This is a genomic window from Dietzia alimentaria 72 (assembly GCF_000226215.1).
Classification (GTDB): Bacteria; Actinomycetota; Actinomycetes; order Mycobacteriales; family Mycobacteriaceae; genus Dietzia; species Dietzia alimentaria.
Genome location: NZ_AGFF01000012.1, coordinates 40,295 through 55,165, shown reverse-complemented (window position 1 = coordinate 55,165; position 14,871 = coordinate 40,295). Strand labels below are relative to the sequence as shown.

Here is a 14,871-nt window from a genome sequence, read left to right as displayed (position 1 = left end):
TTAACCGGCCTGACGCACCTGAAGACGTGGCTTCACCAGATGCTGACGCGCTCCTCTGGTGCCAGCCACATCCCGTCGGCCTCGGTCACGCCGAAGGCGTGATGGAAGTCGTCGAGATTCTTCACCACCTGGTTGCAGCGGAACTCCGGCGGCGAGTGGGGGTCCACCGCCAGGCGACGGGCAGCCTCCTCCGCGCGCGTCTTGGTGCGCCACACAATCGCCCACGAGGTGATAAGCCGCTGGATGCCGGTCAGCCCGTCGATCTCGGGGCCCACCTCGTTGCCGTCAGCGGGCTCGTCGTCGTCACCGTTAGCCAGGCGGTAGGCGAGCAGTGCGATGGTCAGCCCTCCGAGATCGCCGATGTTCTCACCCACGGTGAACGCACCGTTGACGTGGTCCTTCTCGGGGTCCAGCCCCTCCGGGGTGAGCCCCTGGTACTGGTCGATCAGCGCTTCCACGCGGGTGCCGAACGCCTCGCGGTCCTCGTCGGTCCACCAGTCCACCAGGTTGCCGGCGCCGTCGTACTTGGAGCCCTGGTCGTCGAATCCGTGACCGATCTCGTGGCCGATCACCGCGCCGATCGCGCCGTAATTGGCGGCGTCGTCCGCTTCGGCGTCGAAGAACGGTGGCTGCAGGATGGCCGCCGGGAAGACGATCTCGTTCATGACCGGGTTGTAGTACGCGTTCACGGTCTGCGGCGTCATGTGCCATTCGCCGCGGTCGACGGGGCCCCCGAGCTTGCCGAGTTCGTAGTCATGCTCGAACGCGGCTGAGCGGCGCACGTTTCCCAACAGGTCGTCGGCACGCACCTCGAGCGCAGAGTAGTCCCGCCACTCGTCCGGGTAGCCGATCTTGGGCACGAACGCCTCGAGCTTGGCCAGCGCGCGCTCCTGGGTGGCTGGTGTCATCCAGGGCAGTCGGGTGATGGAGTACCGGTACGCAGCAGTGAGGTTGGCGACCAACTCCTCCATCCGCGCCTTGTGACCGGGCGGGAAGTGACGGGCCACGTACTCCTTGCCCACCTCCTCCCCGAGTGCGCCTTCGACGGACGCCACGCCACGCTTCCAGCGGGCCTTTATCTCTTCGGTACCGGACATGGCGGTGCCGTAGAACGCGAAGTCCTGATCGACCATCTCCGAGTGCAGGAATGCCGCGCGAGAGCTCAGGATCCGCCAACGCAGCCAGTCCTTCCACGTCTCCAGTGGCTCCGAGGCCCACAGGTCGGCTGCGGCGGTGAGGAAGTCGGGCTGCATGGCCACCAGTCGGCCGAAGGTCTCCTCCGTGCCGCCGATCTCGCGGGCCCAGTCGTGCCACGGGAATCCGGGCGCCAGTTCGGGCAGCTCCGACCAGGTGACGGGGTTGTAGGTCTTGTCCGCGTCGCGGCGGGCCACCACGTCCCAGTGCGCTGCGGCGATCCGGGTCTCCAACTCAAGGATGCGGGCGGCGCGGGCCGCAGGCTCATCGGAGGCATCGCCGTTCTCCGCCGCCCCGGCAGCGGACGGGCCTGCCAGCTCGAACATCCGGCTGATGTGCGCGACGTACTGCTCGCGGAGTTCGGCGTATTGGTCCTCACGGTAGAACGACTCATCGGGCAAACCGATGCCGTATTGCACCATGTACAGGATGTACTCGGTGGAGTTCTTGGCGTCGTTGTTGACGTAGGCACCGATCAGGCCGGGGACACCGGTCCGCTCGAGTCGCGCCATCGCCAGGGCCAGCGCGTCGCGGTCTGCCGCGCCGTCGACCTCGGCGAGGTCAGGAGCAACGGCCCCGATCCCTGCGGCCTCGATCGCGTCGGTATCCATGAACGAGGCGTAGAACGCACCGACCGCCGAGTCGACGGGGGCGTCGGTGATGATGTCACGCACCCGCTCCTCGGAGAGATCGCGCAGCGCGAGAAAAGCCCCGTCGATGGGCCGGTCCGCGGGTATCACATGGTCGCGGATCCAGGTGCCGTTGACGTGGTTGTAAAGGTCATCCTGGGACCGGACGCCGCTGTCGACGTACTGTAGGTCCAGGCCCGAGGGGCGGGGGGCATCAGTGGGGATCTCGGTCGCTGTCATGCGCCCAGGTTACGGAAAAGGCGCGGGCACGGCGGCCCCGTGCGCCCTACTCAGGGCAGTCCGTGACTTGCGTTGTACTTCTGGGTCCCCTGGTAGGCGTCGACAAGGCCCCAGATCCAGAAACCGATCACCATCGGGATGCCGATGATGACCGCGGAGAGCACTATCCCGATGAGATATCCGACGAGGATGCCAACGCCCTTACCGGTGTCGCCGTTGAGGATCGTGCCCAGGCCCGGGATGAAGAACGACGCTAGGAGCATGAGGCCCGGATCCTTTCGGACTGCCGAGGACGGCTGACCGTAGCCCTGCATCGCCCCGTACGGCTGGCCGTAGGGCTGGCCGTAGGGTTGCGCACCGTGCTGCGGGGTTCCGTAAGGCTGGGCGCCGTACTGCTGGGCGCCGTGCTGGCCGTAGTCCGGCGCTCCGTAGGACTGGGGCCCGTATGGCTGGCTGCCGTAGGCCTGGCCGCGATCAGCCTGCCCACCGTAGTCCCGAACGCCGTAATTCTGATCGCCGTCACGCTGCGGATCAGACGACTGCGCACCGTAAGGCGCGCTTTCCCCGGCAGCGGCATCTCCGGCGCCGGGGGAGAACGCGCCCGCCCCGGGCGGTCCGGTTTCTACATCCTCATCGACCGCTGCGCCCGATGCCGGGCCCGGCTCCCATTCAGACGCCCACTGCGAATCTGCCGACGGAGCCGAGGCTGCGTCATTCGGCAGGTCGTCGGGTGCGTCAGGGTCGTTGCGGTCGATGGGATCGCTCATGTGGACACCGTATCGCGGCCAACTATCAGGAGCTTCTCAATTCCGCGCGGTCATCCCAGGCCTGGCCCAGATGTCGGCGCACTCGACGCAGGCATCCGCGGAGACCACACCTGCGCGCTGCAGGTGGGCGTACATCCAGCACCCCAGGCAGAACCCCAGAGCAGCCTCTGCGAGCGCGGCGGCCACCAGAATCCCGAGCACCACGACAGCTGCCGTGGTGAAACCACCGAGGAACAGGCCGAACGTGACCGACGACATCACTAAACCTATGGTCTGCGCGAACCGCTTGGGGGCGCCCGAGACGAGCTTGGGGTCGGCGCTCACCCGTGGGGCAATGACGTGCACGGAAAGCCTTCCGAACGGCGAATACCGCGGCCCTCCCGCGACGCGGAGTGCGAACCCGACGACCAATACGCCGGCGAGCCACGTCTGCGCCGGGTGCGGAGCCAGCATGGTGACCACCGCGAGTGTGACCACCAGCGCCGCGGTACAGCGGGCCGCGTAGTCGTTGACGACCTCCGGGAAAGCGAACACCTCTCGCAGACTCATGGCCACCACTCCTTCCAGACTGCCCAGTAGACCGATCGGTCTATCTAGCGGCAGAGCCTACTCTTGTTCCCGCGGGAAGCTCCGATCGCCTAATCTCAGCCCATGACCACAGGCAGAGTCGCGGCCCGGCCACTTCTCGTCGCCGCCACCTGGGCGGCACTGATCGGGTCCGGATGCAGTCAGGTCACCAGCGGTGAGCAGTCGCCCGGCGCCACCTCAACCACCCCCACCACCGCGGCCAGCACCACCACGGGCGCTGCCGCCAGCCCGACGCCACCCACACCGGGTCCCGAGGCCACCCCCGGATGCGACAAACTGACCGGGCCGGTGCACCAGCTGGTCCACAGCGAAAACCCCGATACCAGCCTCTCGGCGCACGTGCGCGAACTCGCCGCGGGAGTGCAGGACAACGCGCTTTCCGCGGTGGCGAGTCGACTCTCGGGCCTCGCCGCGCAGTCGGACTTCGACCGAGTGACCATCGAGACCCAGTGGGGCCAGTTCCAGCGGCTCTGCGACCTCGACTGACCGCGGTCCGACCTAAGCTGGCCCCCATGACCACCCCGCTCAGCCGTCGATCCAGCACGCCCCGCCCGCCCGTCGCCCCGTCGACCCCGCGACCCGAGCAACTGGATCCTCCCCGGTCCGAACTCGAACCCGACGGCCTCTGGGACGGCGTTCTCGCCACAGCCGAACACGTGCCCGGACCGGAAGACGGGGCCGCGCGGATCGGCGGCATGGAGATCCGAGAGTCCATCCTGCAGGACCTCCGACTCAGCGGCGCCCGGGCAGACTCCCTGCGCCTGACCGATGTCGTGGTCCGCGGTTGCGACCTCTCGGGCCTCGTCGCGGACGGAGCCGCCTTCACACGGGTGCGTTTCGTGGGCTGCCGCCTCACCGGGATTGTTCTCTCTGACGCACGCCTGACCGACGTGAGCTTCGAGGATTGCCACGCCGACATGATCAGCCTGCGGATGGCGCGGATCCAGCGTGTCCGCCTGGCCGGGACGCGGTGCCGTCAGGCGGACCTACTCGAGACCCGGATTGCCGATCTGTCCACCGAGGGCGCCGACCTGCGCGGGGCGGGCTTTGAGCGGGCCGAGCTCTCCGCCGCCGACCTGCGTGGCGCCGATCTCGAGGACATCCGCGGCGCGTCCGCATTGCGAGGCGCACTCATCTCACCTGAACAGGTCCTCGGGGTGGGCCTGGCGCTGATCGGGGAGGCCAGTATCAGGGTCGAGTGACCGACCTCTTCCACCCCGGAGGCGCACCGGTCGTCAGGCCAGGTGTGAGGCGCAGTCGCGCCACTGGTTAACCGCACGATTAATAACCGCCTGCAGTTCCAGGACCTGGTCGCGATCCGTGAGCGTGATGCCGTCGACCCCTGTCCGCAGTCGCAGTTCGGGAACACCACGCCCGGCACCGTGCTCGTCCAAGAAAACAGTTTCGGCCACGACCACCTCGAGGGTGGGATCGTCGCCTGGGCCGTCCACCTCGGTCACGAGGGCATGGCGGTAACGAGGGTTTGAGAGATCAACAGCATCGGTCATGAGGGGCACTCCCGACTTCTTCAGAGGGACTGCCTTAAGAGTAGGTGAGAAAAAGTGGCATTCGCACGCGTGGGGCCGTGTGTTACAGGTTGTGATTAATCCGTGACCCAGACCACTACCCACTCCCCCCGGGATGCCACCCCCGGCGGTGACATCCCTAGTGCATCAACGGAGGTCACGACGTGGATGCCTACACCGCTGGTGGCCGGTGCGAGGTGAACACCCCGATCAGCCCTTGTTGGGCGGGGTGCCCCTGCTAGCGGCGTCCTTCAGCGAGCCGTGATCCCGGGAGCGGGCGCGACCCCCTACGTGGGACTCGTCGCGCATGCGCTCGGTCATGTGCGGGTAGTGCAGTTCGAAGGCAGGACGCTCGGAACGGATCCGCGGCAGCGTCTCGAAGTTGTGGCGCGGCGGCGGGCAGGAGGTGGCCCACTCGAGGGAGTTGCCTCCGCCCCACGGGTCGTCGACGGTGACGATCTCACCGTAGCGCCAGCTCTTGATCATGTTCCAGATAAACGGCAGCATCGCTATGCCCAGGATGAACGAGCCGACCGTCGAGATCTGGTTGAGAACGGTGAAGTTGTCTGTGGCCAGGTAGTCGGCGTAACGACGCGGCATTCCCTGCGTACCCAGCCAGTGCTGGACCAAGAACGTGGTATGGAAGCCGATGAACATCAGCCAGAAGTGCAGCTTCGCGAGTCGCTCGTCGTACATCCGTCCCGTCATCTTGGGGAACCAGAAGTACACACCGGAGAAGGTCGCAAAGACGATGGTGCCGAAGAGTACGTAGTGGAAGTGCGCCACGATGAAGTACGAGTCGTGGATGTGGAAGTCGATCGGCGCCGAAGCCATCATGATGCCGGTCAGACCGCCGAAGAGGAAGGTCACCAGGAAGCCGAGGGCGAACAACATCGGCGCCTCAAAGGTGATCTTGCCCTTCCACATGGTGCCGATCCAGTTGAAGAACTTCACACCGGTCGGAACCGCGATCAGATAGGACATGAACGAGAAGAACGGGAGCAGAACAGCGCCGGTCGCAAACATATGGTGCGCCCAGACCGCCATGGACAGGGCCGCGATCGCCAGGGTCGCAAAGACCAGGCCGGCGTAGCCGAACAGCGGCTTGCGAGAGAAGACGGGGAACACCTCGGAGACGATCCCGAAAAACGGCAGTGCCACCACGTACACCTCAGGGTGACCGAAGAACCAGAACAGGTGCTGCCAGAGAATGGCGCCACCGTTGGACGGATCGTAGATGCGGCCGCCGAATGTCCGGTCGTAGAACACACCCATCGCGGCCGCAGTGAGCAGCGGGAAGATCAGCAGGATCAGGACGGACGTGATCATCAGGTTCCAGGTGAAGATCGGCATCCTGAACATGGTCATACCCGGCGCGCGGAGGCAGATGATCGTGGTGACGAAGTTGACCGCGCCCAGGATGGTGCCGATGCCGCCGATCGCCACACCGAGGATCCACAGGTCGGCGCCCACGTACGGCGAGTGAATCTTGTCCGCCAGGGGCATGTACATGGTCCAGCCGAAGGCGGCGGAGCCGCCGGGGGTCAGGAAGCCGGAGAGCGCCACTACGCCACCGAACGTGAACAGCCAGAAGCCAAACGCGTTGAGCCGCGGGAACGCCACGTCGGGAGCGCCGATCTGCAGCGGCATCACATAGTTGCCGATGCCGATCACGATCGGGGTGGCGTAGAACAGCAGCATCACCGTGCCGTGCATGGTGAATAGCTGGTTGAACTGCTCGTTGGACAGGTACTGCATGCCCGGTAGGAATAGTTCCGCCCGCACGAGCAGCGCCATCAGGCCACCGGCGAAGAAGAACACAAGGCAGGTGACGATATACATCACCCCGATGAGCTTGTGATCGGTGGTGGTGAACATCTGCCAGGGCGAAGTCGTCAACGGGCGCGGCTGCGCCGGCTGAACGGTCTCATCTACCCGTACTGGCTGGGTTGTGGTCATCACGTGCCTCCTTGAGCCGGACCGTAGACCCGATTCGAGAATTCGTCATTGATCTAGATCAAGTGCTGTCGCCCGGCACCGGATCCGCGGACGGGGCACCATGGGTGCCGTGGCTCATTCAAGGACCCGGTATCGGTTTACCCGTTCGCAACTGAACAACCTGCCGCTGTTCGCTGGGCTGGACGACAGCGGCTGGACCTCCCTCCTCGGTGTAGCCCGGTCCGAAACCCCCGAGGGCGGCGAATGCATCCAGCACGCCGGCCATTCCGTGGGTCGGATCGCGGTAGTGCTGACCGGTGGGCTGCGGTTGGTACACGTCGGCCCCGCCGGCCACAGCCGGACGGTGCGACTCCTCGGACCCGGCGAACACGTAGGGGAGACGCAACTGGTCCTCCAGCAACTGCCCGCTCATTCGGCGTTCGCCCTACCCGGCACCCGTTTGTGCACGATTCCGCACACCGAGTTCGACCAGCTCGCCACCGCGTATCCGTCGATCCTGCGCGGGTTGCTCGAATCCGCTCTCCAGCGCCTGCTCGCAACCGAACTCCTCCTGTCCGCACAGGTCGCGGACACGGTCCTCACCCGACTCGCCTCGTACCTCCTGGCACTTCCGCGAACATACGACGACGACGGAAACCGCCTCGTCACGCTTCCCAGTTCGCAGGTAGACGTGGCCTCCTATCTCGGAACCACGCCGGAGACGTTGTCCCGTCGCATCCGTCGGCTCACCGAGGCGGGGATGATCGCGAGAACGGATGAGCTTGGAGGGTTCTCACTGGACGCGGTCGGCCTGGCCGCGCTTCTCCGAAACCCAGCTGACCTCGACGGGCATGCCCCGCCGGCCTGAATACCCACCACGTGCCCGAACCGCGCACCGGGCCAATGTGCGCAAAGTTGCGCGAGTTGCTTGTGTGACTCATGTGGCTCGCCCATACTCGAGCACATGACCTCTGCCGGTCCGTCAGTCCGACGCGCCCCGATCTCCAGACTTCTCGTCGCCCTGGCCTCCGCGGTCGTCATGGCGGTGGGCCTCGTCGTCGTCGTGGTCCTCACGCCCCGCGCCGATGCCGTCACTCCCCTCTCTCCTGTCTTCGACGGTCTGGCGCAGGGTGTCGACTCCTCCAGCTGGCAGCATCCCCACGATGCGGCCGTGGACTGGCATGCCGCCGGCGCCTCCGGCCAGACGTTCGCGTTCATCAAAGCCACCGAGGGCACCGGCGCGGCCAACCGCTACTACGAGGCCGACGTGGCCGCCGCCCGCGACGCAGGGATGCTCGTGGGCAGCTACCACATGGCCAGGCCCCGCATGGAGCCCGCGCAGCAGGCCCACGCCTTCGCGGATCGACTCCAGTCAGTCGGCGGCCATCAGCTGCCACCCGTGCTCGACCTTGAGTACGACGAGGGCCTGGGCGCCCGCGAACTGGCCGAGTGGACGCAGATCTTCCTCGACACCCTGCGCCACCGCACCGGCCGCACGCCGATCGTCTACACCTACCGCTACTTCTGGATCGAACGGATGGACAACACCGCCCGGTTCGCCGAGTACCCGCTCTGGCTGGCCGAATACGGTGTCTCCGAGCCGACCTCGCCGGTGATCGGTGGCTGGACCGAATGGCTCTTCTGGCAGCGTGCCGACACCGGCGAGGTTCCCGGATTCGCCCACAATGTGGACCTGAACGTCTTCGCGGGCACCCGGCCCGACCTCGATGCCTGGGCAGGCCCGGTCGAACCCGCACCCGAACCCCCGCCGGCCCCGGCACCCGACCCGGCTCCCCAGATCGAGCACGCACCGCCGCCCCCGGCCCCCGCACCCGAGCTGGCCCCGGCACCGGTTCAGACGGCCGAGGACATCACAGTCGCGATCCCGCAGGACCTGCCCACGCCGTATGGAATTGAGATGCCACAGGGCTTCGACGTGTCGGGCGGCCTGCTCGACCGGATTCCTCAGGCGCTTCCCTGACCTGAGGAGCGGGTTCGCGCACGGACTGTGAGGCGGGTTCATCCACTGACTGCAGAGCGGGTTCGTTCACATCCGCTGCCGTGGAAGCACTCGCGCTCGTACCGATGCGCGCGCGGGACGCCATCGCGGGTGGCGGATGTTGCCAACGCTCAGGGGGCAGGTACAGGCGCGGGAGCAGATGCCGAGGGATTGCTGAGTCAGCGACTCAACCGCGTCGGCGGACCACGCCCGCCCGGACAGCACGCCAGCCGATCAGCAGCAGCGCGGTGACCAGGCCGGCGAAGATCATGAAACTCCAGTGCGGCACGCGGCCTTCACCGAGGCCACGGATCACCATGCCCACCGCGAGCGTGGACAGCCACAGCAACACGCCCGACCCGATAGAGACGGGGGCGCGACGCGCGAGCAGCACGATCACCCAGCCCACGACCAGTCCCACGAGGAACGGCCACGCAGTCCCCCACACCTGCGTCACGCCGAGTTCCTCGGAGTGGGCGATACGGCCCAGGGTCGAGAACACGACCACCAACACCGCGTCCAGCACAAACACAACAAGCGGAGCCACGCCGCTCACCGTCCTTTCTCATCACGATGTTCCGGTCGACTGACCGAGCAGGACGTCTCGCCCTGGTCCGGATCGACGGTGCCGTCATCTCGCACGCGCAGCAGTGGGATCGGGCCGGACACGAGCGGGACAGTGGGGCGCCACGGCTTGCCCCTGAGCGGCCACATGGCGGAGATCTCCGCTGGGTGCGACCGGAGCAAGTCAGCGTCTGCTGTACCCACGCCAGAAGACGACGACGACGGCGCCTCGTCCAGAGCCCCGCCGTCCTCGGGTTCCGCATCCGGATCGATGTCCACGGCCCCCCGGTAGAAGAGGAAGAACACCACCCAGCCGGCTAATGCGACCAGCAGGAAGCTGACTATTCGGTAGACGAACACGGTCGCGAACGCCTGATGCGCGCCGAGACCACCCGCGGTGAGTGTGGTGATGAGTGCGAATTCCACCGTCCCGAGCCCGCCCGGAGTGATGGGTGCGGTAGCAACGATCTTGCCGGTCACGTAGGCGATGCACAGTCCGCCGATGCTGTGCTGCGCGCCCACCGCGTTGGCCGCGGCCCACAGACAGCCGATGTCGGCTACCCAGTTGAGCAGGGAGAACGCGAAGGCCTTGGACAGTTGTGTCTTGGTGAGGTCCACGGCCTCGGCCTGCTCGACAACCTTGCGCACGCCGGCCGCACCGTGGTCCACGGGCTTGCGGCGACGCGCGTTGACCCATCCGAGGACGGACAGCAGTGTGCCCTCGATCTTGTCCGGGTTGCGGGCCGCCCACTGCACCACCACGACGATTGCTACGAGCCCGAACGCCGACAGCATCAGCAGGAACGGGTTGGACACCGATCCCACCAGGAAGAAGCCCAGCAGCGCCAGCATTACGATACCGACCGCGGAGAGCACTCCCGAGATGACCAACTGCCACGACGCCACCACTCGGGTGGCACCCCACTGGCGGGTCTTTCTGTAGGTCAGGGTGGTGCCGAACACCTGCCCGCCGGGGATGCAGGTGGAGAACGCGTTGGCGGAGAACACCAGACCGACGCTGGCCCAGTAGCCGACCTTGACGCCCGCCGACTGCAGCAGCAGTTTCTGCACGGAGCCGTAGCTCGACATGGACAGGTACGAGAACACCAGCGCGGCCGCGACCCAACCCCAGTGCGGGCGCGCGACGGCTTCGAAGCCCTGGGCGAAGAACGGCATCTGCCCGCGCAGCCAATAGAGGATGAAGGCCAGTACGGCGAGCGTCGCGAGGGCCTTGAACCACGGATTGCCCAATACCAGCCGGATACGTCGCCTCATCGCGGCGGCACGCGTCCCGATCATCTCGTCACCATAACCAGAGCTCATCACCCGGCTCCGGATCCCACACCGGGGCCCCGGCCGAGAGTCACTCCCCGCGCCTCTGCTGGTGCTCGCGCATCAGCCTGGCGATCAACTCTGAGGCGGGGATCTTCTGCTCGCCCGACTCCACGTCGGAATCGGCGGGGGCGTCGGCGTGCTCGGGGTGATTGTCGTCGTCAGCGTGGTGAGCGGGCTGGGCCTCCGGCTCTGCCTCTGCCTCTGCCTCTGGCTTTGGCTCTGCCTCTGCCTCTGGCTTTGGCTCTGCCGCTGGCGCTGGCGCTGGCGCTGGCGCTGGCTCACGCTCGAGCACGCCGACAGCGGAGCCGGGCCCCTCCAGCGAGTTCGCGGCCATCTCGCCCGCCCCGACATCTGCCTCGATGGGCCGGTTCACGAGCAGGTGCGGCTCGTCGTCGATCTCGGCCTCGCCCAGTCCGATCCGCTGCTGGACCCGCTTCATCCAGGTCGGTGCCCACCAGTTGTCGGTGCCGAGCATCTGCATGACCGCGGGCACGAGCAGCATGCGGATCACTGTGGCGTCGATGATCAGCGCGGCGATCATGCCGTACGCGATGTACTTCATCATCACGATCTCGGAGAACGCGAACGCGCCGGTCACCACGATGAGGATGAGAGCGGCCGAGGTGATGATGCGCCCGGTGTTGGCCACGCCGCTGCGTATGGCTTCGGAGGTACGGGCGCCGCGGGATCTGGCCTCGACCATCCGCGAGACGAGGAACACTTCGTAGTCGGTGGACAGGCCATAGATGATCGCCATGAGCAGCACCACCACCGGCGAGGTCAACGGCCCTGGCGTGAAGCCGAGCATGCCGGCGCCGTGGCCGTCGACGAAGATCCAGGTGAGGATGCCGAGCGTGGCACCCAGGCCCAGCATGTTCATCAGGGCGGCCTTGATCGGCAACACCAGGGAACCGAAGGCCAGGAACATCAACAGCGTGGTGGCCACGAGGACGTACAGCACGAACCACGGCAGTCCGTCGACCAGCGCGTCGACCGAGTCCGACTCCATGGCGGGGTTACCGCCCACGTACACGTCGGTGCCGTCGGGGATCGGAAACGACTGCAGGTACTCGACGGTCTCCGCGGGCGCGTTCCTGTCCACCAGACCGGACTGCAGGACCACCACGTCGCGGCCCTGCGAGTCCTGCTTTCCGGAGCGTGCGAACTCGAAGGGCCCCGTCAGGCCGGGCGCTTCATTGGCGGCGGAGCGGATCTGGGACAGCGTGCCGCCGTCGGAACCGATCACCACCAACTTGACCGGGTCGGTGCGGGTGCCGGGAAAATTCTCGTCGTACTGTTCCTGCGCGACGCGAGTGGTGTTGTCGGGTGGCAGGTAGGTCTCGTTGATGCCGCCGAACTTGACTCCGGAGAACGGGATGATCAGGGCCACCAGGATCACCACCACCGGCACCGCCACCGCCACGGGATGCTTCATGGAGAAGTCGGCCACACGGCCGAACAGTCCGTTCTCGACCTGCTCGCGGGTGCGATGACGCTGCAGACGCTTGATTCCCAGCATGTCGACGCGCGTGCCCAGCAGCACCAGGACTGCGGGCAGCAGAGTGACCGACAGGAGCGCGGCCAGGATCACCGCGACGATCGCTCCGTGGGCCACCGACTTGAGGAAGTCCTGCGGGAAGATGAGCAGCCCCGACAGGGTCACGCCCACCATGACCGCGGAGAACACCACGGTGCGCCCCGCGGTGGCCAGGGTTCTGCGCACCGCCGCGTCGGGGGGATATCCCTCGGCCATCTCCTCGCGGAACCGACTCACCACGAACAGGCCGTAGTCGATCGCCAGGCCCAGGCCGATGAGCGTCACCACGTTCTGGGCGAACGAATTGACGGGGGTGAGGAGCGAGAGCAGGTGGAGCGAGCCGAGCGATCCGAGGATTGTCAGCACACCCACCGAGACCGGCAGGAACGCGGCCACGACACCGCCGAACACCAGGATGAGCAGCAGGAACACCAGCGGGAGCGCGATGAGCTCGGCACGCACCAGGTCAGCGTCCATCCCGTCCTGCAGCGCACCGGCCACGGGCTGCAGACCGGCGATGTCGGTCTGGATGCCGTCCACGGCGATCTGGTCCTCGATAACCCGGAAGTTCTCAAGGATCTCCTCTTCCACGCCGGCGATCTGGATGGAGGCCACCGCGATGCCCTCATCGCGGTTGACCAGGGCCGGCGACTGGTTGAACACGTAGCTGGTCACGCCGGTGACCTGGTCGGGGTACTCGGTGCGTATCGATTCCAGGGATGCCCGGATGGGATCCTGGAATGCCGGATCGTCAACCGACGTGCCCTCGGGGGCGTGGTAGGTGACCACCACGTCGCCCAGGGCATCGCGTCCGTACGCCTCCTGCTCGAGTTGCTCGGCGGTGGCCCACCCGCTCTCCGGGTCCTCGAACCCGCCCTGGCCGAACGGGTTGCCGAACATGCTGCCGGCCACGCTGAGGAAGGCCATGAGCAGCACGGAGCAGACCAGGACGAGGACGCGGCGGTGGGCGACGGTCCGCCCGAGCGAATTGAACACGTGGGGCTCCTAGCGCGAGGTGAGCAGGGCGGCGAGCGGCCGGAGCGGCTGCAGCCAGGCGCCTTCGTCGGGCAGGTTCTCGAGACTGACCCGGGGCAGGGGCTCCCGGAAGACCCCGGGGATGTCCTCGAGGTCGAGGAACGTGATGGTGTCGTGCTGGACTGCCCAGGTGGCGTGCTCCCGGAAGCCGATCACGGCGACGGGGATGTCCTGGGCGAGCTCCTCGAGCGGCTCGCGGAACGCCTGTCCGTCCGCGGAGGCCACCACCACGCCGGCGAGTCGCCCGGACTCGGCCCGCAGGTCGATGTGCTCGAGCATGTCGTCGTCGACATCGGAGTCGTCGCTGGTCTTGGGCTTGGCGAACACGGCAAAGCCGACGTTGCGCAGCGCCTCGACCCAGGGCCGAACGTTGTCGGACGTCCCGGGGACGATGTTGGTGAACACCGTGGCCTCGGCCTCGAGGGCGTCCTCGTGCTTGACCGATAGGTCGGCGGTGTAGCCGAGCAACCAGCGGCCCAGCGCGTCGAAGCGGGGCCGGAACGCGGAGGTGGGGCGTCCTCCCAGGATGGACCCGAGACCCATGTCGACGTTCGGTGCGTCCCAGACCAGGAGCACCACGCCCGGGGCATCGGGCGTAGAGGAGGCGCCCGACGTGTCGTGGGGCCGCGTCTCTTCGGGTGGGGTCATGGGGTCCGCCTCGGTTGTCGTCGTAGGGGGTCGTGGTGGAGGCGTCACTCTCTACGACGCCAGACGAACTCGTTGATCACTCGTTCCTCCTGCAGACCCTTGCCCTCGAACTTCGTCACGGGTCTTTCCAGAGTGAACGGTACGTGTCCGGCGTCGGTGGTGGCGTCGAGCCGTTCGAGTGTCGGCTCGGCGTCGCCGGTCGGACCTATCCACTCGGCGTAGTCGACGTGGTCGGTGGCCACGTGCAGCACTCCGCCGGGCTTCAGGCGCGAGGAGATGAGCTCGAACGTCCCCGACTGGAGCAGGCGCCGCTTATGGTGGCGTGCCTTGGGCCAGGGGTCCGGGAAGAACACCCGGACGCCGGTGAGGCTGGCCGGTGCGATCATGTTGGTGAGCACGTCCACGCCGTCGCCGCGGATCATGCGAACGTTCTGCAGATCCTCGCGCAGGATCATCCCGAGCAATTGGGCCAGGCCGGGCTGGTAGACCTCCACCGCGATCACGTCGATGTCCGGCTCGACGGCCGCCATCGCGGCGGTCGAGGTGCCGGTGCCGGAGCCGATCTCCACGATCAGCGGCGCGGTGCGGCCGAAGAGAGCCTCTGGGTCCACCCGGTCGTCGGAGACGTTCCGGCCGTAGGTGGGCCAGTGCTCGTCCCAGTTGCGCTGCTGTCCCGGACGCATGGTGCCGCGTCGGAACCGGTAGGCGGTCACCCGGGGGAAGAGTCGGGCGTCGTCATCCGGGGTCGGGCCAGCGGCCTCGGCGGGGTTCTCGCTCTGGTTCACCCGGCCATCATCCCGTAATCGGCGGTCCGGTTCCGAATCCGACGGGCCGACGGCGCGGGTCCGCGGAGTGCGATCGGGCTGCGCAT

At 67.0% G+C, this 14,871-nt stretch carries 14 protein-coding genes; 4 read left to right on the top strand and 10 right to left on the bottom strand.

Going from position 1 to position 14,871, the window contains the following annotated elements; all coding sequences use genetic code 11:
• Window positions 1–32: 32 nt before the first annotated feature.
• The 3 genes from ON04_RS06275 to ON04_RS06265 are packed head-to-tail and all read right to left on the bottom strand — an operon-like array spanning window position 33 to window position 3,379.
• On the bottom strand, window positions 33–2,063 hold the full coding sequence (locus tag ON04_RS06275; RefSeq protein WP_010540742.1) for a M13 family metallopeptidase: 2,031 nt from the start codon (window positions 2,061–2,063) through the stop codon (window positions 33–35).
• A gap of 50 nt (window positions 2,064–2,113) precedes the next feature.
• Window positions 2,114–2,830 (bottom strand): hypothetical protein, encoded by a 717-nt coding sequence (locus ON04_RS15930; protein WP_010540741.1) that lies wholly within the window; start codon window positions 2,828–2,830, stop codon window positions 2,114–2,116.
• A gap of 36 nt (window positions 2,831–2,866) precedes the next feature.
• Window positions 2,867–3,379, bottom strand: a complete 513-nt coding sequence (locus ON04_RS06265; protein WP_010540740.1) for a DUF4395 domain-containing protein — start codon at window positions 3,377–3,379, stop codon at window positions 2,867–2,869.
• A 102-nt stretch (window positions 3,380–3,481) separates the two neighbouring features.
• Here ON04_RS06265 and ON04_RS06260 point away from each other — a divergent pair, with 102 nt between their 5' ends.
• A complete protein-coding gene (locus ON04_RS06260) occupies window positions 3,482–3,904 on the top strand; it encodes a hypothetical protein (protein WP_029457881.1) in 423 nt (140 codons plus the stop codon).
• Between the two features lie 26 nt (window positions 3,905–3,930).
• On the top strand, window positions 3,931–4,620 hold the full coding sequence (locus ON04_RS06255) for a pentapeptide repeat-containing protein (RefSeq protein WP_010540739.1): 690 nt from the start codon (window positions 3,931–3,933) through the stop codon (window positions 4,618–4,620).
• A gap of 33 nt (window positions 4,621–4,653) precedes the next feature.
• Here ON04_RS06255 and ON04_RS06250 read toward each other — a convergent pair whose 3' ends face one another.
• Both ON04_RS06250 and ctaD read right to left on the bottom strand, forming a co-directional pair.
• Entirely contained in the window at window positions 4,654–4,926 is a 273-nt protein-coding gene (locus tag ON04_RS06250; RefSeq protein WP_010540738.1) for a hypothetical protein, read from the bottom strand.
• 228 nt (window positions 4,927–5,154) lie between these two features.
• Window positions 5,155–6,903 (bottom strand): aa3-type cytochrome oxidase subunit I, encoded by a 1,749-nt coding sequence (gene ctaD / locus ON04_RS06245; RefSeq protein ID WP_081477135.1) that lies wholly within the window; start codon window positions 6,901–6,903, stop codon window positions 5,155–5,157.
• Between the two features lie 109 nt (window positions 6,904–7,012).
• On the opposite strand from ctaD, the gene ON04_RS06240 reads away from it, so the two are divergent.
• A complete protein-coding gene (locus ON04_RS06240) occupies window positions 7,013–7,750 on the top strand; it encodes a Crp/Fnr family transcriptional regulator (RefSeq protein WP_158217825.1) in 738 nt (245 codons plus the stop codon).
• A gap of 96 nt (window positions 7,751–7,846) precedes the next feature.
• The gene (locus ON04_RS06235) at window positions 7,847–8,863 is read left to right on the top strand and encodes a glycoside hydrolase family 25 protein (protein ID WP_010540735.1); all 1,017 of its coding nucleotides are present in this window, start codon (window positions 7,847–7,849) and stop codon (window positions 8,861–8,863) included.
• A 205-nt stretch (window positions 8,864–9,068) separates the two neighbouring features.
• Here the strand turns inward: ON04_RS06235 and ON04_RS06230 are convergent, their stop codons facing one another.
• From ON04_RS06230 to trmB, 5 genes are read right to left on the bottom strand one after another with little or no spacing between them, the layout of a single operon-like run.
• Window positions 9,069–9,428 (bottom strand): DUF3054 domain-containing protein, encoded by a 360-nt coding sequence (locus tag ON04_RS06230; RefSeq protein ID WP_029457878.1) that lies wholly within the window; start codon window positions 9,426–9,428, stop codon window positions 9,069–9,071.
• A 5-nt stretch (window positions 9,429–9,433) separates the two neighbouring features.
• Complete coding sequence (locus ON04_RS06225; RefSeq protein ID WP_238529251.1) at window positions 9,434–10,768, bottom strand: lysylphosphatidylglycerol synthase transmembrane domain-containing protein; 1,335 nt, start codon at window positions 10,766–10,768, stop codon at window positions 9,434–9,436.
• Window positions 10,769–10,808: 40 nt separating this feature from the next.
• Complete coding sequence (locus tag ON04_RS06220; protein ID WP_010540732.1) at window positions 10,809–13,313, bottom strand: MMPL family transporter; 2,505 nt, start codon at window positions 13,311–13,313, stop codon at window positions 10,809–10,811.
• 9 nt (window positions 13,314–13,322) lie between these two features.
• Window positions 13,323–14,000: an NYN domain-containing protein gene (locus ON04_RS06215; protein WP_010540731.1), complete on the bottom strand. Its 678-nt coding sequence runs from the start codon at window positions 13,998–14,000 to the stop codon at window positions 13,323–13,325.
• Between the two features lie 44 nt (window positions 14,001–14,044).
• Window positions 14,045–14,785 carry a tRNA (guanosine(46)-N7)-methyltransferase TrmB gene (gene trmB, locus ON04_RS06210; protein WP_010540730.1) on the bottom strand — a complete coding sequence of 247 codons (741 nt, stop codon included), beginning with the start codon at window positions 14,783–14,785 and terminating at the stop codon, window positions 14,045–14,047.
• Window positions 14,786–14,871: the final 86 nt, after the last annotated feature.